This window comes from Actinoplanes sandaracinus (assembly GCF_030009775.1).
Lineage (GTDB): Bacteria > Actinomycetota > Actinomycetes > Mycobacteriales > Micromonosporaceae > Actinoplanes > Actinoplanes sandaracinus.
In genome coordinates this window covers 35831-53765 of the sequence record NZ_JASCTH010000022.1, presented here as the reverse complement: position 1 = coordinate 53765, position 17935 = coordinate 35831, and the positions used below count along the sequence as shown (strand labels likewise).

The following is a 17935-nucleotide window of genomic DNA, read 5'->3' as shown; positions in this document are numbered from 1 at the left end:
GGCTCGCCGCACTTCTGCCCGCTCCGCGGCCACGCCCTAGAGTTGTCGCATGCGTGCTGCGACGGGTTCACTCTTCGGTCTCGCCTACGGCGACTCACTCGGGAAACCGACCGAATTCCAGGAGTACGCGACCATCGTGGCCCGTTACGGCCCCGGCGGCCCACAGCAGCTCGTCGGTGAGCCCGCCCTGGTCACCGACGACACCCAGATGGCGCTGGCGGTCGGCGAGGCGCTGCTGGAAGTGAGCGCCGTCACTCCGGCGGTTCTCGAACCCGTGCTGCGGCGCCGCTTCCTGGAGTGGGCGGCCAGCCCCGAGAACGACCGCGCTCCCGGCATGACCTGCCTGCGGGCGATCGGAAACCTGGCTGACGGCCGGCCCTGGACCCGGGCCACTCAGCCCGACTCGAAGGGCTGCGGGGCGAACATGCGGGTCACGCCCGTCGGCCTGGTGCCGGGCCTCACCGACGATCAGCGGGCCGGGGTGGCGCAGTTCCAGGCCGCCCTCACGCACGGGCATCCGACGTCGCTGGCGGCGAGTGAACTCACCGCGTACGCCGTCCTCTGGCTTCGTGCGGGCCTCGCGCCGGCGAGCCTGCTCGCCGCCCTGCGTGAGCGCTGCGCCGAGCAGCGCAAGGTCTACCGCGGTGACTGGCTCGGCGAGCTCTGGCAGCGGCCGGCCGTGTCCTCGCCGGAGGAGTTCATCGCGCGGGGCTGGGAGGAGTGCGCCGCCGCGCTGGACCGGGTCGGCGACGCGCTCGCCGCCGGCGACCACAGCGGCGACCCCTGCCTGCGCACCGGCGCCGGGTGGATCGCCGAGGAGGCGCTGGCCACCGCGCTCTACGTCTATCTGATCTCCCCGGAGGAACCGGTCGCCGTCCTCGGTCGCGGTGCGGCCTCGTCCGGCGACTCCGACTCCATCGCCTGCCTGGCGGGGGCCTTCGCGGGCGCGGCGCTCGGCATCACCGCCTGGCCGGCCGAGTGGCAGACCCAGATCGAGTACGCCGACAGATTGTTCCGCCTCGGCTCGGCCTGGGACTGAGCTTTTCGGGCTGTTCATGTGGCGAAACGCCGTCAAGGCGGAATGAACCCCGGCCGGGCGGGTTGAATGGGGGCATGCAGAACCTCCTTCCCGAGCCGCCGGCCACCCGACTGCCCGCTGACGCCGAGGCCGACAAGGCCCTGGCCGACGCCGCTGCCACGGGCTCCGAGCAGGCCTTCAAGGCGGTCGCCGCCAAGTACCCCTCCTACAGCGCCGCATGGGCGCCGCTTGCCGCTGCCGCTCTGGCCGCGAACGAGCCGGTCACCGCGTATGCCTACGCCCGCACCGGTTACCACCGCGGCCTGGACGCGCTGCGCCGTAACGGCTGGAAAGGCCACGGCCCGGTGCCCTGGTCGCACGAGCCCAACCAGGGCTTCCTGCGCTGCCTGCACGCCCTGTCGCAGGCCGCCGCGTTGATCGGTGAGGCCGACGAGGCGGCACGCTGCGCCCAGTTCCTGCGCGACAGCGACCCGGCCGCCGCCGACGCCCTGACATAACCTGACCACCCGCGATCTTGTTGATTCCCGGCGCATCTTTTACAGGCCGTCGGCTACTGCTGCGGCGATCTTCAACCAGGCGTCCTTCGTCTGGCCGGAGAGTTCGCCGTACCGGATCGGCTCACCCGAGTCGATCAGACGCTCGTACGGCGCCACCAGCACGGCCCTGGTCCGGGCCGCGAAGTGCTGCTGGATCCACTGCAGGTCGATGTCCTTGCGGGTCGGCGGCATGGTGACGATGGTCACCGCCTGCCGCACCAGCCGTCGACGGCCACTCTGCTCCAAGTGGTCGAGCGCCCGCGCGGCGGTCTCGGCCGAGTCGTTACGGGCGGACATCGTGATCACCAGCTGGTCGGTGGCGTCCATGGCGGCCTGCCAGTTCTCCGCGCGGACGTTGTTGCCGGTGTCCACGAAGATCAGCTTGTAGAACCGGCTCACCACGTCACGGATCTCGGCGAACGAGGTGGCGGTCAGCATCTCGCCGGCCGTCGCCGACTCGTCCGACGCGAGCACGTCGAACATGCCCTCGCCCTGGGCCCGCACATATTGCGACAGGTCGCCGACCCGCCCCTGCGCGCCCTGGAAGAGATGCAGGTCACGCATCATGTCCCGGACCGTGCGCGCGTGGAAGTCCTGCTGCGCCCGCATGCCGAGCGTGCCCTGGGTCTCGTTGTTGTCCCAGGCCAGCACGTAACCCCCGCGCTTCTGCCCGAACGTCATCGCGAGCAGCAGCACGGCCACGGTCTTGCCGGCGCCGCCCTTGGGATTGACCACGGTGACCTGACGCAGCCCACCGAAGTTGCGGCGGACCATCTCGACGTCCTGTTTGTACTCCAGCTCGCGCTGCCCCGGGGATAGCTTGACCAGGCCGAGCATGCCCTTCTGCAGGATCGCCCGGGCACCCATGGTGGCGGTCTGCTGAGCCGGCTTGGCGAGCCGCCGGCGGGCGAACTCCTCCGCCGTCGGCGTCGCGTCCGCCATCCAGTTGAGCTCCTGGAACGGGTCGGCCTCACCGCCGCCCGACTGCCGCGCCTGATCCTGCTCCTCGGTGGGCGGCGGCTGATGGATGTTCAGACACCCCGGGTCGGCCGGCCCGGCCTGCACGGCGGGCGAGGGCACGGGCGCGACGTGGGCGGACGGCCAGGTCTCCGCAGCGCCCTGCGGCGGCTGCGAGGGGTGCTGCGCATGCGGGGGTACGGGCGCGGCGTGCGCGGGCGGCCACGTCTCGGCCGCGCCTTGCGGCGGGCGGGGCGTGTGCTGCGCCTGCGGGGGTACGGCCGTCGGCTGCGCCGGAGGGACCGGCTGCACAGGGACAGGCTGTACAGAGATCGGCTGCACAGAGACCGGCTGCACAGAGACCGGTTGCACAGAGACCGGCTGCACAGGGACCGGCCGCGGCGGCGGTTGTGGGACCACCGGCGCCTGCCCCTGCTGGGCCGCGCCCTGACCCGGCCGGATGGGAGCCGTCTCCTGCTGGACCGGAGTCGTCGGTCGGTGGAGCGGCTGCGCCCACGGCGAGTCGGCCGCGGTGTGCCCGGGATGCGCGTCCGGCGTGGGGTGCGCATTCGGCCGGACATGGGCGTCCGGACCGGGAAGCGTGTCCGGCGTGGGATGCGCATTCGGCCGGGGGAGCGCCTCCGCTGCGGGATGCGGGTGCCGCTGCGGCGCCGGCGAGGTGTGGGCGGCCGGTCCGGGCCATCCGTTCGGATCGGCCTGCGGTGCCGGTGCCGGTGCCGCAGTGGTGGCGTCCGGGGGCGGCCAGCTCTCGGGACGCTCAGCCGACGGCGCCCGCTGCGCGGGGACGTGCACCCCCGGTGGCAGGTCAGGGTCACCGGCCGGCCGGAACACTCCCGGCTCCACCTGCGCCATGCCGAACTGCGGCACCTCGATCGGCGGCACCCGGTCGGCCAGTGGAACGGCGCGGCCGTGCACCGGTGTCTCGGGCTCGTCGGCCCAGAACGGTTCCACGTCCCGGGCCGGGGGCGTGGGCTCGGTCCCCGGGACGTAGACGCGGTCGGCGTGCTCCTCCGTCACGGATGAGACCTCCGGTATCACGTAAATATCTGGCTGAGAACCCGTCCAGCGTGGCACGGGTCGTCAGTCCGCGTACACCGCCCAGGCACCCGGCTCGGTCCACCAGGATCGCTTGCGGCTCGTCGATCCCGCCACCCCATCATCGAGGAACTGTAGATCCCCCTCACGGGGGAGGACCGAGACCGCTCGTCCACGGGTCCGGCGGACCTCTACTCGTACCCTCGTGCCCTGGAAGAGCTTTTTGACGACGACCGGGACCGCGACGGCGACCTCGACCCGGCCGTCGGTGGGGTCGCCGTCGGCCAGCAGCCGCAAGCCGTCGAACTCGGCATAACCGGCCGCGTTGCCGATGGCGACGGCGAGGACCGGTTCCTCGCCGTCGGTGAGCACGGCGTCGTCCACCTCGACCCGGCCGCGCCACGGCACCGCCCGGCCGTTGTCGTCGGAGCCGCCGAGCAGCGCGCCGTCCAGGGTGACCGAGCCGCCGTCGTTGCGCAGCAGGTCGAGCCGCCGGACCGTGCCGTTCAGCACGGCCGCGGCGACGCCGGCGGGGGTCCGCGGCAGGCCCAGCTGGGCCGCGAGATCCTCGGTGTTGCCGGCGTCGAGCGGCAGGATCGCGATCGGAGGCAGGTCCGGCACGGTCCGGGTGGCGGGCAGGTCGCCGGGACGCTTGCTGGGCGGCGGGGCGTACCGTCGGACCAGCCGGCGCATGACGGCCCGGAGCTGGCCGTCGGCCGCGCTCGCCACCACCAGCCGTAGCCCGGTGTCCGGGCCGGGCCAGGTCAGGCCGTCCGGCCGGGCCGGCCCGTCGAAACGGGCCAGCACCGCGTCGATCTCCTGATCGGAGCCGGCCAGCACGGTCTCCACCGCCGCGCCGGCCTCACGCAGCGCGTCGGCGCAGGCCAGCACGGGGGTGCGCGGGGTGGCGCACTCGGACTTGCAGCCGCCGCAGCCCGACCCGCAGGAGTCGCTCGACCCCTCGGCCAGACTGAGAAGCACGACGGTCAGATTGTCACGTGGCATGGGTCAGGCGTCGCCGAGCACCGAGTGCCGCTCGATGACGGCCTCCCGGCCGGGACCGACCCCGACGATGGAGATGCGGGCGCCGATCCGGGCCTCGACGAACTCGACGAAGTCCTGCGCCTCGCGAGGCAGGTCCTCGAACTTGCGGCAGCCGGAGATGTCCTGCTTCCAGCCGGGCAGCGTCTCGTAGATCGGGAGCGCGTGGTGGAAGTCGGTCTGGTTGACCGGCATCTCGTCGTGCCGGACGCCGTTGACCTCGTAAGCGACGCAGACCGGGATCTCGTCGAGGTCGTCGTAGTTGTCCAGCTTGGTCATGGCGAAGTCGGTGACCCCGTTGATCCGCTGCGCATACCGGCCGATGACCAGGTCGAGCCAGCCGATCCGGCGCGGGCGGCCGGTGGTGGTGCCGTACTCGTGACCGACCTCACGCAGGTAGTCGCCGAACTTGTCGTGCAGCTCGGTGGGGAACGGCCCCTCGCCGACGCGGGTGGTGAACGCCTTCAGCACGGCGACGACCCGGTCGATCCGGGTCGGCGGGATGCCGGAGCCGGTGCAGGCGCCGCCGGACGTCGCGTTCGAGCTGGTCACGAACGGGTAGGTGCCGTGGTCCACGTCGAGCAGGGTGGCCTGGCCGGCCTCGCAGAGCACAACCTTGCCACCGTCGATGGCCTGGGACAGCTCCAGGGCGGTGTCCGCCACGTAGGGCCGGAGCCGGTCGACGTAGGAGAGCAACTCCTGGACGACGTCCTCGACCTTCACCCCGGAACGGTTGTAGATCTTCGACAGCACCTGGTTCTTCAGGGCGAGTGCGGCGGTGACCTTCTGCCGCAGGATCGACTCGTCGAACAGGTCCTGGATCCGGATGCCGACCCGGTTCATCTTGTCGGCGTAGGTCGGGCCGATGCCGCGACCGGTCGTGCCGATCCGCCGGGAACCGAGGAACCGCTCGCTGACCTTGTCGAGCGATCGGTTGTAGGAGGCGATCACGTGCGCGTTCGCGCTGATCCGCAGCCGGGAGGTGTCGATGCCACGCGCTTCCAGACCGTCGATCTCCTGGAAGAGCACGTTGAGGTCGACGACGACGCCGTTGCCGATCACCGGTACGACGCCCGGGGAGAGGATCCCGCTCGGGAGGAGGTGCAGTGCGTATTTCTCGCCGTCGATGACGACGGTGTGGCCCGCGTTGTTGCCACCGTTGAACTTGACCACGTAGTCGAGCCGGTCACCCAGCAGGTCTGTGGCTTTGCCCTTGCCCTCGTCGCCCCACTGGGCGCCGACCAACACGATCACCGGCACTTGTGTGATGCCCTTCCGAACGGCACTGCCCCGACGTCGTACCTGGAGGAGCCCGGGTACTGCCGAAGTTTACGCGACCCTTCCCCCGGTAGCATGGGCCGTCGTGCGCGTACTTCTGATCGGCTCCGGTGGGCGCGAGCACGCGCTGGCCGTCGGGCTGTCCAACGACCCGTCCGTCGACTTCCTGGCCGCCGCGCCGGGCAACCCTGGCATCGCCCAGCTCGCTGAACTGCATGAGGTGAAGGCCACCGACCCGGCCGCGGTCGCGGCGCTCGCCGTCGAGTTGAGCGCCGACCTGGTCGTGATCGGCCCGGAGGCCCCGCTGGTGGCCGGCGTCGCCGACGCGGTCCGGGCCAAGGGCATCGCCTGCTTCGGCCCGAGTGCGGCCGCCGCCCGGCTGGAGGGCTCGAAGGCGTTCGCCAACGAGATCATGGCCGCCGCCGGGGTGCCGACCGCCCGTTCCTTCGCCTGCACGTCCGTCGCCGAGGCCGCCGCGGCCCTCGACGAGCTGGGCGCGCCTTACGTGGTGAAGAACGACGGCCTGGCCGCGGGCAAGGGCGTGGTCGTCACCGACGACCTCGAGGAGGCCCTGATCCACGCCGAGGCGTGCGGCAAGGTCGTCATCGAGGAGTTCCTGCCCGGTCCCGAGGTCTCCCTCTTCGTGGTGACCGACGGCACCGCGGTCGCGCCGCTGATGCCGGCGCAGGACTTCAAACGGCTGCTCGACGGCGACGAGGGCCCGAACACCGGCGGCATGGGCGCCTACGCCCCGCTCGACTGGGCGCCGGCCGACCTGGTGGAGCGTGTGCTGCGGGAGACGGTCGAGCCGACGCTGGCCGAGATGCGCAAGCGGGGCACCCCGTTCGCCGGCCTGCTCTACGTCGGGCTCGCCCTCACCCCGGACGGCCCGAAGGTGATCGAGTTCAACGCCCGGTTCGGTGACCCGGAGACCCAGGTGGTGCTCGCCCTGCTGGAGAGTCCGCTGGCCGGTCTGCTGCACGCGGCCGCCACCGGTACGCTCGCCGGCCACGAGCCGCTGCGCTGGTCGGACGGCGCGGCCGTCACCGTGGTCGTGGCCAGTCACAACTACCCCGGCGTCCCGCGGACCGGTGACGTCATCGAGGGCGCCGAGCGTCCCGGCGTGATTCACGCGGGCACCGCCCGTGACGCCGGCGGCGCCCTGGTCTCGGCCGGTGGACGGGTCCTCAGCGTCACCGCCACCGGCGCCGACCTCACGGCCGCCCGCGAGGCCGCGTACGCCCTGATCGAGGGGATCCGGCTGGACGGCGCCCAGTTCCGCACGGACATCGCCCTGCGTGCCGTCGAGGGACGCATCACGCTGTGACGAGGGCCGGCCGCGTGGCGTCCCGCAACAGCGCTACGGAGCCACAGGACGCCCGCGGCCCCGGCCACCAGCCCGCCCAGGTAAGCGCTTCGGGAACGGCGGCGCGCAGTGCCGCGGCGCCCAGGCCCGGCACGTAGAGGGCCAGGGCGGCGCGGGGCAGCACTCCGGCGCGCCATGACGCGATGCCGAAGAGCACCACGCCGGCCAGGAAGGTCAGAGCCACCACCAGGAAGTACGGCCGTCCCGGCCCGGTGAGCACACCGCCTCCCGGGCCGCCGCGTCCTGATGTTGCGGGACCGCGTGGGTGAGGAACTCGATCGAGAAGAGCCCGCTCAGCCCGAGGTGGTTGAGCACGAAGCCGGCCAGCCGAGCCGCTCCGCCTCCCGCCGCTGACACAGGTGGAGCGCGGTCAGGGTGAGGGCTGTCTGCTCAAGGATCTGCCGCCCCGGGATCTGGCCCGGGCGGTCCGGCTGGCCGGGGCCGGTGTCGACCAGCACGACAGCACTGTGCTGCGGCGGCTCGGCACGGCCCTGGACCGGAGTGCGGTAGGTGCGACGCCCCGGATCGACCTGACTCAGGCCGCCATCTACGCCCGCGACCATGGGCTGCTCTGAGGCCGCCCGTACCGATGAGTGGTTTCGGGCGCGCGAGGCACCCGAAACCGCAAGCGAGCCGCGGCGGTCAGCCCTTGGGGATGTCGAAGAGCTTCGGGATGCTGGTGGCGAGGTTGAGGTCACCCTTCGCCTTGATCTTGCCGGTCATGAACAGCATCATCGGGTTCCCGCTGCCGGAGACGACCTTGAGGAACGTGACCGCGTCCATGGTCATGGCGAGTTTCGGCTCGCGGACCGGCGAGCTGGTCACGGTGCAGGTGGCGTTCTCGACCACCGTCTCGTAGGTGTCGCTCGAACCCTCCGGGCCGCCGGTGAGGATCCAGTGGATCACGGTGGCGGTGTTGCCGGCCCGGTCGGCGCGGAAGAGCGTCGGCATCCGGTTGAAGACCTCGTCGAGAACCTTGGTGCGGCTGTCCGACGCCATCACTTCGGCGATCTTGGAGTCCGGCGTGGACTTGACGAGCTGAGTGAACTCCTTCGGGCCGATCGACGCGAGCGACTCGGGGCTGAAATCGGTCATCAGTAGGCCTTTCGAATCTGCCGGTTTACTCGCCGGTAACTTTAGCGAGAATGCCGTGAACTCGTGCAGTGTGCCACTCTCCAACAATCGTTTGACAGTCGGGTGACGGCGTTCCTAGAGTCCCCAACATGTCTTTGGGAGAAGGTGGCGCAGAGGGGGGCAGGGCCGCGTTGCGGGCCCTGGCCCATCCGGTTCGCCTCCAGATCATGTCTCTGCTCACCGGGGCCTCGCTGACCGCGGCCGAGGTCGCCCGGGAGCTCGGGCTGACCCACGCCAACGCCAGCTACCACCTGCGCAACCTCCTCTCCGGTGGGCTGATCGTGGTGGCCGGAGAGGAGAAGATCCGCGGTGGCCTCGCGAAGCGGTACCGGTACGACACGGATCGCGAACCGGTCCGCGGCCCCGACCCGCAAGCCGAGCGCCGCGCGGAGTTCGCCGCGCTCGCCCACGAGCTGATCCGGCGCAGCGGGACGGCCCGGTTCGTCGAGGGCGCCGGTCTGGGCGCCGACGGCGACTTCTGGGTCGACCCCGAGACCTGGCTGGCGATCCGGGACCGGATCTGCGAGGCGGTCAACGACCTGCACCGCGCGGCCCGGCCGCCGCGCACCGCCGGCACCGTGCGCACCAGCACCACGGTGGCGATGTTCCAGCTCCGAGAGGAGCAGGAGTGAACGCGCTCGCCCCACTGCGGCACACGCCGTTCCGGTTCCTGCTCGCCGGCCGCACGATCAACGCTCTCGGCAACTCGATCGCGCCCATCGCCCTGGCCTTCGCCGTCCTCGACCTGACCGGTTCGGCCGGCGACCTGGGCCTGGTCGTCGGCGCCCGCAGCCTGGCCAACGTGCTCTTCCTGCTGTTCGGCGGAGTGCTGGCCGACCGCCTGCCACGCCACCTGCTGATGGTCGGGTCGAGCCTGGCCGCCGGCGCCGTGCAGGCCGTGGTCGCCGCCCTGGTGCTCACCGGCAACGCGACGATCCCGCTGCTCATCGCCCTCTCCATGGTGAACGGCATGGCGAGTGCCCTGGCTCTGCCGGCCAGCGCGGCGCTGCTTCCGCAGACCGTCGGCGAAGAGGTCCGGCTCCAGGCCAACGCCCTCAGCCGGCTCTGTCTGAACACCGCGCTGGTGGGCGGCGCCTCGGTCGGCGGGGTGGTGATCGCGGCCACCAGCCCGGGTGTCGGGCTCGCTGTCGACGCCGCCACGTTCGTCCTCTCGGCCCTCTGCTTCGCCGGGGTGCGGGTGGCCGTACCGAAGAAGGCCGAGGTGAAGGCCGATCGGCCGAACGTTTTCGCCGACCTGCGGACCGGATGGTCGGAATTCCGCTCGCGGACCTGGCTCTGGGCGGTGGTGGCCGGGTTCAGCCTGCTCAACGCGGCATGGAGCGGTGGCATGTACGTGCTCGGGCCGGCCGTCGCCGACGAGACCATCGGCCGTCAGGCGTGGGGTCTGGTGCTCGCCGGGGAGACCGTCGGGATGATCGTCGGCGGGCTGCTGGCGATCCGCCTCAAGCTGCGCCGGCTGCTCCTGTTCGGTGTGCTGAGCTGCTGCGGGATGGCGTTGCCGCTGTTCGTGCTGGGCGCCTACCCGAAACTCTGGGCGCTGCTCGCCGCGACCTTCGTGGCCGGAGTGATGCTGGAGCAGTTCGCGGTCGCGTGGGACACCACGATGCAGGAGCACGTGCCGCCCGACCGGCTGGCCCGGGTGTACTCGTACGACATGGTCGGCTCGTTCGTCGCGATGCCGGCCGGTGAGGTGGCGATCGGTCCGGTCGGGCAGGCGGTCGGCCTGGAGGTGGCGCTGGTCGGCGCGGGCGCGGTGGCGACCGTGGCGGTGGCCAGCATGCTCACCAGCCGCGAGGTCCGTACCCTGCGTCACCGGCTGCCGGAGGACGAACCCGCGAGCGTGAAAGAATCGGTCGCGTGACCATCCCGAACGTGCTCGCCGCCCGGTACGCCTCCGCCGATCTCGTCACCCTCTGGTCCCCGGAGGAGAAGATCCGGATGGAGCGCAAGCTCTGGCTCGCGGTCCTGAAGGCTCAGCGTGATCTCGGCGTCGACGTGCCCGAGGGCGCCGTCGAGGCGTATGAGGCGGTTCTCGACCGGGTCGACCTCGAGTCGATCGCCGCCCGTGAGCGGATCACCCGGCACGACGTGAAGGCCCGCATCGAGGAGTTCAGCGAGCTGGCCGGCTTCGAGCAGATTCACAAGGGAATGACCTCCCGCGATCTGACGGAGAACGTCGAGCAGCTGCAGATCCGGGCGTCCCTGGAACTGATCCGGAGCCGGGTGGTGGCCACGCTGACCCGCCTGGCCGCGCTCGCCGTCGAGCACTCCGACCTGGTGATGACCGGCCGGTCGCACAACGTCGCGGCGCAGGCCACCACGCTCGGCAAGCGGTTCGCCTCGGCGGCGGAGGAGCTGCTGATCGCGTACGAGCGGCTGGACGACCTGATCGGCCGTTACCCGCTGCGTGGCATCAAGGGCCCGGTCGGCACCGCCGCCGACCAGCTCGACCTCTTCGACGGCGACTTCGACAAGGCCGCCGCTCTGGAGACCAAGGTCGCCGAGCACCTCGGGTTCGCCCGGGTGCTGTCCAGCGTCGGCCAGGTCTACCCGCGATCGCTCGATTTCGACGTGGTGTCCGCGCTGGCCCAGATCGTCGCCGGCCCGTCCTCGCTGGCCACCACGATCCGCCTGATGGTCGGCCAGGAGCTGGTGACCGAGGGATTCAAGCCCGGCCAGGTCGGCTCCTCGGCGATGCCGCACAAGATGAACACCCGGTCCTCGGAGCGGGTCAACGGCCTCGCGGTGATCGTCCGCGGTTACCTCTCGATGGTCGGCGAGCTGGCCGGTGACCAGTGGAACGAGGGTGACGTCTCCTGCTCGGTGGTGCGCCGGGTCGCGCTGCCGGACGCGTTCTTCGCCGCCGACGGGCTGTTCCAGACGTTCCTCACGGTGCTGGACGAGTTCGGGGCGTACCCCGCGGTCGTCGCCCGCGAGCTGGACCGCTTCCTGCCGTTCCTGGCCACCACGAAGGTACTGGTCGCGGCGGTGCGCAAGGGCGTCGGCCGGGAGGTCGCGCACGAGGTGATCAAGGAGCACGCGGTCGGTGTCGCGCTGGCCATGCGGGAGAAGGGCGCCGCGGTCAACGACCTCTTCGACCGCCTCGCGGCCGACGAGCGCCTGAAGCTGTCGCGTGCCGAGATCGACACCCTGGTGGCGGACCGTGCCGCCTTCGTCGGCGCGGCGCCGGCGCAGGTGCGTGCGGTCGCCGACCGGATCGCCGAGATCGTCGCCCGGCATCCGGAGGCGGCGGCGTACGCACCCGCGCCGATCCTCTGAGTCGTCAGACGCCCGCGGTGGTCGAGATCCACGCGCGGTTGTAGGCGACACTGCCGTAGTACTGGCGGCTCGAGCCGTCCGCGGTCGACGCGACGCCCACCTGGGCGCCGTTGTAGACCTGCGGGCCGCCCGAGTCGCCACGCCACGCGTTGCCGTTGACGCGGGTGCTGGCGATCGCCCGGCCGTTGTAGGCATCGGTCGCGTTGGTCGAGGTGACACGCACGGTGGCGGTCTTCAGGGTCGTCGACGCCGAGCAGCCCGAGTAACAGGTCATGCCCCAGCCGTAGATCGAGTTCGTCGAGTTGACCGGCGGGTAGGCGCTGGACAGCGGCATGTAGGTGGTGTTGACCGGGCTGCTCAGGCGGAGCAGGGCGAGGTCGTACCGGGAGGCGGACGACGAGACGGTACGGGTGACGCCGCCCGAGGTCCGGTTGACGCTGCCGACGCGTACCGACATGGCGCCGCTCACGCAGTGCCGTGCGGTGAGCACGTAGTTGGCCGAGATGATCGTGCCGGAGCAGGTGAAGCTGCCGTTGCTCAGCACGGCGGCGGCCCACGGCGCCGAGGCGACGGTGCCGCCGCCGATGATGAACGGGGTGACGGGTTCGTCAGCGTGGGCGGCGGTGGGGGCGACCAGGGCCGTGACCGCACCGGCGACGGCGGCCAGGAGTCGAATGCGCACGTCGAGATCTCCTTCTGGGGGAATATTAAATCGAAATCGACAAATGCAAACTACGGCCGGTACGCCGTCCGCCCCAGAACCCAATTGATACATATCACTAAGTGATGGCCGGGATGTGAACGCGCATGCCCTGCTCAATGACGCTCGGGTCGGGCTGTTGACACCGGCCCCCGGCTTGTGCGCGGGCCCCACCGGGTAGGCTTCGCGTGCTTACACCTATCAGTCAGGAGTGCCCGTGGCTCGCGTCGTGGTCGACGTCATGCTCAAGCCGGAGATCCTCGACCCACAGGGTCAAGCGGTGGCGAATGCCCTGCCCCGGCTCGGCGTCACCGATGTCACATCTGTCCGCATCGGCCGCCGGATCGAGATCGACTTTGCCGGTGAACCCGACCTTGACCGGGCTCGGGAGATCGCCGACAAGCTGCTCGCCAACCCGGTGATCGAGGACTTCGAGATCCGGCTCGTGGAGACCGCCGCGGCGGAGGTCGCCTGACCATGCGGATCGGTGTGGTCACCTTCCCTGGATCGCTCGACGACGGGGACGCCGCCCGCGCCGCCCGGATCGCCGGCGCCGAGGCCGTCCGCCTCTGGCACGGCGACCCGGACCTGCAGGGCGTCGACGCTGTCGTGCTCCCCGGCGGATTCTCTTACGGCGACTATCTGCGCTGCGGCGCCATCGCCCGGTTCGCGCCGGTGATGGAGTCCATCATCGATGCGGCACGCGGCGGGCTGCCCGTGCTCGGCATCTGCAACGGCTTCCAGGTCCTGTGCGAGGCGCACCTGCTGCCCGGCGCCCTGACCCGGAACCAGCACCTGCACTTCCGCAACCGCGACCAGTGGCTCAAGGTCGAGGCGACCAACACCGCCTGGACCAACCGCTTCACCGCCGGCCAGGAGATCCTGATCCCGGTGAAGAACGGCGAGGGCTGCTTCGTCGCCGACGCTCGCACCCTCGACCAGCTCGAGGCCGAGGGCCGAGTCGTCGCGCGCTACATCCGTGGCAACCCGAACGGCTCGCAGCGCGACATCGCCGGCATCACCAACGAGGCCGGCAACGTCGTCGGCATCATGCCGCACCCGGAACACGCCGTGGAGGCGCTGACCGGCCCGTCGCTGGACGGCCTCGGCTTCTTCACCTCCGTCCTGCGGAACCTGGCAGCGGACGGTCAGCTCGCAGGGGGACAGAAGTGACCGCGCAGCAGACTGACCCCACGAAGTCGGAAACCGCCTTCGCGGCCACGGACGTCCTGGCCGACGACTTCGACGGTCCCGACACCGTCGAGCGGGCGGAGAAATCCCCCGACGACCTCCAGCCCTACAGCGACCTGGGCCTCAAGGACGACGAGTACGCCAAGATCCGCGAGATCCTCGGTCGCCGGCCCACGGCGTCCGAGCTGGCGATGTACTCGATCATGTGGAGCGAGCACTGCTCGTACAAGTCGAGCAAGGTGCACCTCAAGCAGTTCAGCGAGAAGGCCCCGAAGAACACCCGGATGCTCGCCGGCATCGGTGAGAACGCCGGTGTGGTGCAGATCTCCGAGAAGATCGCGGTCACCTTCAAGGTCGAGTCGCACAACCACCCCAGCTACGTCGAGCCCTACCAGGGCGCGGCGACCGGTGTCGGCGGCATCGTCCGCGACATCCTGGCGATGGGCGCCCGGCCGATCGCGGTGATGGACCCGCTGCGCTTCGGTGCGCACGACCACCCCGACACCGCCCGGGTGCTGCCCGGCGTCGTCGCCGGCATCGGCGGGTACGGCAACTGCCTCGGCCTGCCCAACATCGGCGGCGAGATCGTCTTCGACCCGTGTTACCAGGGCAACCCGCTGGTCAACGCGCTCAGCATCGGTGTCCTGCCGGTCGAGCGCCTGCAGAAGAAGGAAGCCACCGGCACCGGCAACATCGTGGTGCTGCTCGGCGCCCGGACCGGCCGGGACGGCATCGGCGGCGTCTCCGTGCTGGCGTCCGCCACCTTCGACGAGGAAGCCGAACAGCGCCGCCCGTCGGTGCAGGTCGGCGACCCGTTCATGGAGAAGCTGCTGATCGAGAGCTGCCTCGAGCTCTACGACGCCGGCCTCGTCTCGGGCATCCAGGACCTCGGCGGCGCCGGGCTCACCTGCGCGCTCACCGAGACCGCCGCCGCGGCCGGCACCGGCATGCGGGTCTGGCTCGAGCGGGTCCCGCTGCGCGAGGCCTCCATGTCACCGACCGAGATCCTGGCCAGCGAGTCGCAGGAGCGGATGCTCCTGATCGTCACGCCGGAGAACCTGGACGCGGTCCTCAAGGTCGCTGAGAAGTGGGGCGTCTGGGCCACCGCCATCGGCGAGGTCACCGCGGCTTCCGCCGACGGCACCCCGGGCCGGCTGCTGATCACCTGGAACGACCACGTCGTCGTCGACGTGCCGCCGGGTTCGCTCGCCGACGACGGTCCGGTCTACAACCGGCCGTTCCGGGAGCCGAACGACGTGATCCTGCTCCAGGCCGACCGGGCCGAGACCCTGCCGCGGCCGTCCACCGGCGACGAGCTGCGCGAGACCGTGCTGCGGATGGCGGCCTCGCCGAACCTCTGCGACAAGAGCTGGGTCACCGAGCAGTACGACCGGTACGTGCTCGGCAACACGGTCCTGGCCCAGCCGGAGGACTCCGGCGTGCTGCGCATCGACGAGGAGACCGGCCTCGGGGTGGCGCTGTCCGTCGACGGGAACGGGCGGTTCGCCCGCCTGGACCCGTTCGAGGGCGCCCGGCTCGCGCTCGCCGAGTCGTACCGGAACGTCGCCGTCACCGGCGCCGAGCCGGTCGCGGTGACCGACTGCCTCAACTTCGGCTCCCCCGAGGACCCGTCGGTGATGTGGCAGTTCGCCGAGGCCACCCGTGGTCTGGCCGACGGCTGCCTCGAACTGGGCATTCCGGTGACCGGCGGCAACGTCAGCTTCTACAACCAGACCGGCGCCGCCGCGATCCACCCGACCCCGGTGGTCGGCGTGCTCGGCGTCTTCGACGATGTGGCCCGCCGCATCCCGATGGGCTTCCCGCAGCCGGCCAAGGCCGGTGGCGACCTGCTTTTCCTGCTCGGTGAGACCCGCGTGGAACTCTCCGGCTCGGAGTGGGCCTGGGTGACCCACAACCACCTCGGTGGCCGCCCGCCGAAGGCCGACCTCGCGGCTGAGCAGGCGCTCGGCCGGGTGATGGCGCGGGCCTCCCGGTCCGGCCTGGTCAGCGCGGCGCACGACCTCTCCGACGGCGGTCTGGCCCAGGTGCTCGTGGAGAGCACCCTGCGCTACGGCGTCGGCGCGAAGGTGACGCTCCCGGACGACGGCAACTCGCCGTTCGTCCACCTGTTCAGTGAGTCGGCGGCTCGCGCTCTGGTCGCTGTGCCGCGCGGGCACGACAAGGCGTTCGTCGCCCTGGCGGCTGAGCACGGCGTGCCGATCACTCCGCTCGGCGTCACCTCCGAGGAGGAGTCGCTCCAGGTGGAGGGCCAGTTCACGATCCCGCTGGACGAGCTGCGCGAGGCGTGGACGGCGACGCTGCGCAACCTGTTCGGCGGAGCGGCGGAGCTGGTGAACCGGCACGGTTCCGAGGAGGAGCCGGCGCCGGTGGAGACCGGCGAGGTTCGCTCGGTCACGCTGGAGCTGAGCCCGCAGGCTCCGGGCGGGCCGATCGACCCGGCCGCCAACGCCTGACCGCACCACGTTGAAGGCCGGCCGACGTTCTCGTCGGCCGGCCTTTTCGGTACACCACCGGGTACACCGCTCGGTACACGCGATGAGGGCCCCCGCGCATCAAGCGCGGGGGCCCTCATCGTTCGGTCGCTGTGGCTATTCGTTCCACTCACGGTTCGGGCGCTGACCGTTGTTGCCATACGTGCCGCCCTGCTGCGGCGGTGACGGCGGCGTCGCCGGAGGCGGATAACCTCCCTGCTGGTGCTGCTGGTCCTCCCAGCCGGCCTGCGGCTGCTCGTAACCGGCCTGCTGCGGCTGGTCGTAACCAGCGCCGTAGGTCCCCCCCTGCTGGTCGTAGCCGCCCTGGTCGTAGCCGCCCTGCTGGGGGTAGCCGGCGCCCGGGTGCTGCTCGTAACCGGCCTGCGGCCCGTAGCCGCCCTGTTCCTGGCCGGCCCAGCCGCCCTGGTCGCCGTAGCCGGCCTGCTGCTGGTCGTAGCCACCCTGCTCGTAACCGGCGCCGCCGTAGTTGGCGTCGCCGTACCCACCGCCCTGCTCGGGCTGGTAGAGGCTGGTGTGCTCGTCGTAGCGCTGCGGCTGCTGCGGCTGCTCGGGCTGGTACAGGTTGGTGTGCTCGTCGTACCGCGGCTGGCCGGGGTCGTTGTAACCGCCACCGGGAGCCGCGCCGTGCTGGCCGTACGGCTGCGTGGCGTAGTTCCCGCCACCCTGCGGGTTGTCCCACTGGTTGCCGCCGAAGCCGCCACCGGGGGGCAGCGGAGCGCCGTACGGGTCCGGGAACTCGTCCTCGGCCGGTCGGTGGATCATCGTGGGCGCGTTACTCAAGTCGGCGGGCATGCCGGCGCCCATCGCGCCACCGAGACCGGCGCCCATCGCACCACCGAGACCGGCGGCCGGAGCGATCATCGTGGCGTCTCCGCGGCCGGCGCCCACCGGCGCGGCCACCCGGGTGGCGTCGAAGCCCCCGGCACTCGCCGGGACCGCCTTGCCGACGCCGGTGTCCGAGCTGAGCTTGTCGGCGTTCTTGCGCCGTAGCCACACCAGCACCATCGCGCCGATACCGGCGGCGACGAGCAGGCCGCCCATGACGATCAGCAGCCAGCTGCTGCCGCCCTCATCGGTGCTCGCGGTCTTGTCGAGACCCTGGTCGATCGGGATCTTGCTGTTCTCGTCGGTGGGGTCGTCCTCGGCCGCGTCAGTGGTGGCCTGAGCCTTGGTCGAGGTGCTCGACGACGGAGTCGGCGAGGTGCTCGTCGTGGCGGCCTTCTTGATCGTGAGAGGCACGTTCACCGTACGGCCGGCGGCGCCCTGGACGCTGACCTGGGCGGCCTCGTAGCCGGCCTTGGCCGCGGCGACCTGGATCGTGCCGGCCGCGATCGGCTTGGCGTCCGTCGAGGTGAACGAGTAGCCGCCGCTGTTGTCGGTGGTGGCGGTGTAGCTGTGGCCCTGGCTGTCCTTCATCACGACCTGCACGCCGGCCACCCGGGCGCCGTCGTCGTTCTTGATGCGGCCGGACACCTGGCGCACGGTCGTCGGCGCGGCGGGCCCCTCGACCGTGATGTCCGCGGTCGCGACGCCGGGCTGCTCGCCGGACACCGTGGCGGTGACGCTGACCGTCACCGTCTTTGTCTGGCCCGCCGGCACGGCCGGAGCGGTGAGGGTCGCCTCGAAGCTCTCCGGGTTGTTGATCTCCCGGCTGGGGCTGCAGTCGCCGCTGCAGCCCATGCCGGTGACGGCGATGTCGACGCGCCCGTTGCCGCCCTCGCCGCCGCCCCCGGGGTTACTTACGGTGTAGCGGATGGTTACAGTGGAACCCGACGCGACGTTCCGCGCTGACACAGAGCCGATCGACACCTCTGGAGGCGCCGC

17 protein-coding genes and 1 pseudogene are annotated in these 17935 nt (G+C 71.3%); 10 read left to right on the top strand and 8 right to left on the bottom strand.

Translation table 11 applies throughout. The features are described 5' to 3' along the window. The first annotated feature begins 49 nt into the window (after positions 1-49). Entirely contained in the window at positions 50-1039 is a 990-nt protein-coding gene (locus tag QLQ12_RS30030) for an ADP-ribosylglycohydrolase family protein (RefSeq protein ID WP_282763942.1), read from the top strand. Positions 1040-1113: 74 nt separating this feature from the next. Then, positions 1114-1536 carry a DUF3151 domain-containing protein gene (locus QLQ12_RS30025; protein ID WP_282763941.1) on the top strand — a complete coding sequence of 141 codons (423 nt, stop codon included), beginning with the start codon at positions 1114-1116 and terminating at the stop codon, positions 1534-1536. 39 nt (positions 1537-1575) lie between these two features. On the opposite strand, the pseudogene QLQ12_RS47175 reads toward QLQ12_RS30025, so the two are convergent. The 3 genes and pseudogenes from QLQ12_RS47175 to QLQ12_RS30010 all read right to left on the bottom strand — a co-directional run. Then, a pseudogene (locus QLQ12_RS47175) lies at positions 1576-2751 on the bottom strand (MinD/ParA family ATP-binding protein); the annotation flags it as partial. 882 nt (positions 2752-3633) lie between these two features. Continuing rightward, a complete protein-coding gene (locus QLQ12_RS30015) occupies positions 3634-4593 on the bottom strand; it encodes a diacylglycerol kinase family protein (RefSeq protein ID WP_282763939.1) in 960 nt (319 codons plus the stop codon). Positions 4594-4596: 3 nt separating this feature from the next. Continuing rightward, on the bottom strand, positions 4597-5889 hold the full coding sequence (locus QLQ12_RS30010) for an adenylosuccinate synthase (RefSeq protein WP_282763938.1): 1293 nt from the start codon (positions 5887-5889) through the stop codon (positions 4597-4599). 103 nt (positions 5890-5992) lie between these two features. Between QLQ12_RS30010 and purD the strand changes: the two genes are divergently transcribed. Further along, positions 5993-7234, top strand: a complete 1242-nt coding sequence (gene purD / locus QLQ12_RS30005) for a phosphoribosylamine--glycine ligase (protein WP_282763937.1) — start codon at positions 5993-5995, stop codon at positions 7232-7234. Here purD and QLQ12_RS30000 read toward each other — a convergent pair. Both QLQ12_RS30000 and QLQ12_RS29995 read right to left on the bottom strand, forming a co-directional pair. After that, a complete protein-coding gene (locus QLQ12_RS30000) occupies positions 7224-7493 on the bottom strand; it encodes a hypothetical protein (protein WP_282763936.1) in 270 nt (89 codons plus the stop codon). The two genes, purD and QLQ12_RS30000, sit on opposite strands and share 11 nt — an antisense overlap. Then, positions 7448-7630 carry a hypothetical protein gene (locus tag QLQ12_RS29995; RefSeq protein ID WP_282763935.1) on the bottom strand — a complete coding sequence of 61 codons (183 nt, stop codon included), beginning with the start codon at positions 7628-7630 and terminating at the stop codon, positions 7448-7450. Before QLQ12_RS29995 ends, QLQ12_RS30000 begins: the two co-directional genes overlap by 46 nt. Positions 7631-7632: 2 nt before the next feature. Here QLQ12_RS29995 and QLQ12_RS29990 point away from each other — a divergent pair, with 2 nt between their 5' ends. Continuing rightward, positions 7633-7848: a hypothetical protein gene (locus tag QLQ12_RS29990; protein WP_282763934.1), complete on the top strand. Its 216-nt coding sequence runs from the start codon at positions 7633-7635 to the stop codon at positions 7846-7848. A 67-nt stretch (positions 7849-7915) separates the two neighbouring features. On the opposite strand, the gene QLQ12_RS29985 is transcribed toward QLQ12_RS29990, so the two are convergent. Continuing rightward, the gene (locus tag QLQ12_RS29985) at positions 7916-8368 is read right to left on the bottom strand and encodes an SCP2 sterol-binding domain-containing protein (protein WP_282763933.1); all 453 of its coding nucleotides are present in this window, start codon (positions 8366-8368) and stop codon (positions 7916-7918) included. A 128-nt stretch (positions 8369-8496) separates the two neighbouring features. On the opposite strand from QLQ12_RS29985, the gene QLQ12_RS29980 reads away from it, so the two are divergent. From QLQ12_RS29980 to purB, 3 genes are read left to right on the top strand one after another with little or no spacing between them, the layout of a single operon-like run. After that, positions 8497-9039, top strand: a complete 543-nt coding sequence (locus QLQ12_RS29980; protein WP_282763932.1) for an ArsR/SmtB family transcription factor — start codon at positions 8497-8499, stop codon at positions 9037-9039. Further along, positions 9036-10289, top strand: a complete 1254-nt coding sequence (locus QLQ12_RS29975) for an MFS transporter (RefSeq protein ID WP_282763931.1) — start codon at positions 9036-9038, stop codon at positions 10287-10289. The genes QLQ12_RS29980 and QLQ12_RS29975 overlap by 4 nt, the downstream gene beginning before the upstream one ends. Continuing rightward, complete coding sequence (gene purB, locus QLQ12_RS29970) at positions 10286-11707, top strand: adenylosuccinate lyase (RefSeq protein WP_282763930.1); 1422 nt, start codon at positions 10286-10288, stop codon at positions 11705-11707. Before QLQ12_RS29975 ends, purB begins: the two co-directional genes overlap by 4 nt. Before the next feature lie 4 nt (positions 11708-11711). Here the strand turns inward: purB and QLQ12_RS29965 are convergent, their stop codons facing one another. Further along, on the bottom strand, positions 11712-12389 hold the full coding sequence (locus QLQ12_RS29965; RefSeq protein ID WP_407651627.1) for a S1 family peptidase: 678 nt from the start codon (positions 12387-12389) through the stop codon (positions 11712-11714). Between the two features lie 235 nt (positions 12390-12624). On the opposite strand from QLQ12_RS29965, the gene purS reads away from it, so the two are divergent. Genes purS through purL form a run of 3 tightly spaced genes read left to right on the top strand, consistent with a single transcriptional unit; the run spans position 12625 to position 16072 of the window. Then, positions 12625-12882: a phosphoribosylformylglycinamidine synthase subunit PurS gene (purS, locus tag QLQ12_RS29960; protein WP_282763929.1), complete on the top strand. Its 258-nt coding sequence runs from the start codon at positions 12625-12627 to the stop codon at positions 12880-12882. Beyond that, entirely contained in the window at positions 12879-13580 is a 702-nt protein-coding gene (purQ, locus tag QLQ12_RS29955) for a phosphoribosylformylglycinamidine synthase subunit PurQ (protein ID WP_282763981.1), read from the top strand. The genes purS and purQ overlap by 4 nt, the downstream gene beginning before the upstream one ends. Continuing rightward, on the top strand, positions 13577-16072 hold the full coding sequence (gene purL / locus QLQ12_RS29950) for a phosphoribosylformylglycinamidine synthase subunit PurL (RefSeq protein ID WP_407651626.1): 2496 nt from the start codon (positions 13577-13579) through the stop codon (positions 16070-16072). The genes purQ and purL overlap by 4 nt, the downstream gene beginning before the upstream one ends. Positions 16073-16207: 135 nt before the next feature. On the opposite strand, the gene QLQ12_RS29945 is transcribed toward purL, so the two are convergent. Next, positions 16208-17905 carry a carboxypeptidase regulatory-like domain-containing protein gene (locus QLQ12_RS29945; protein ID WP_282763928.1) on the bottom strand — a complete coding sequence of 566 codons (1698 nt, stop codon included), beginning with the start codon at positions 17903-17905 and terminating at the stop codon, positions 16208-16210. Between the last annotated feature and the right edge of the window lie 30 nt (positions 17906-17935).

What these genes read in the sequence shown, in the direction of transcription:
- QLQ12_RS30030 (WP_282763942.1), top strand. Translation starts at nt 50, where the DNA reads ATGCGTGCTGCGACGGGTTCACTCTTCGGTCTCGCCTACGGCGACTCA.
- QLQ12_RS30025 (WP_282763941.1), top strand. Translation starts at nt 1,114, where the DNA reads ATGCAGAACCTCCTTCCCGAGCCGCCGGCCACCCGACTGCCCGCTGAC.
- QLQ12_RS29985 (WP_282763933.1), bottom strand. Translation starts at nt 8,368, where the DNA reads ATGACCGATTTCAGCCCCGAGTCGCTCGCGTCGATCGGCCCGAAGGAG.
- QLQ12_RS29980 (WP_282763932.1), top strand. Translation starts at nt 8,497, where the DNA reads ATGTCTTTGGGAGAAGGTGGCGCAGAGGGGGGCAGGGCCGCGTTGCGG.
- QLQ12_RS30015 (WP_282763939.1), bottom strand. Translation starts at nt 4,593, where the DNA reads ATGCCACGTGACAATCTGACCGTCGTGCTTCTCAGTCTGGCCGAGGGG.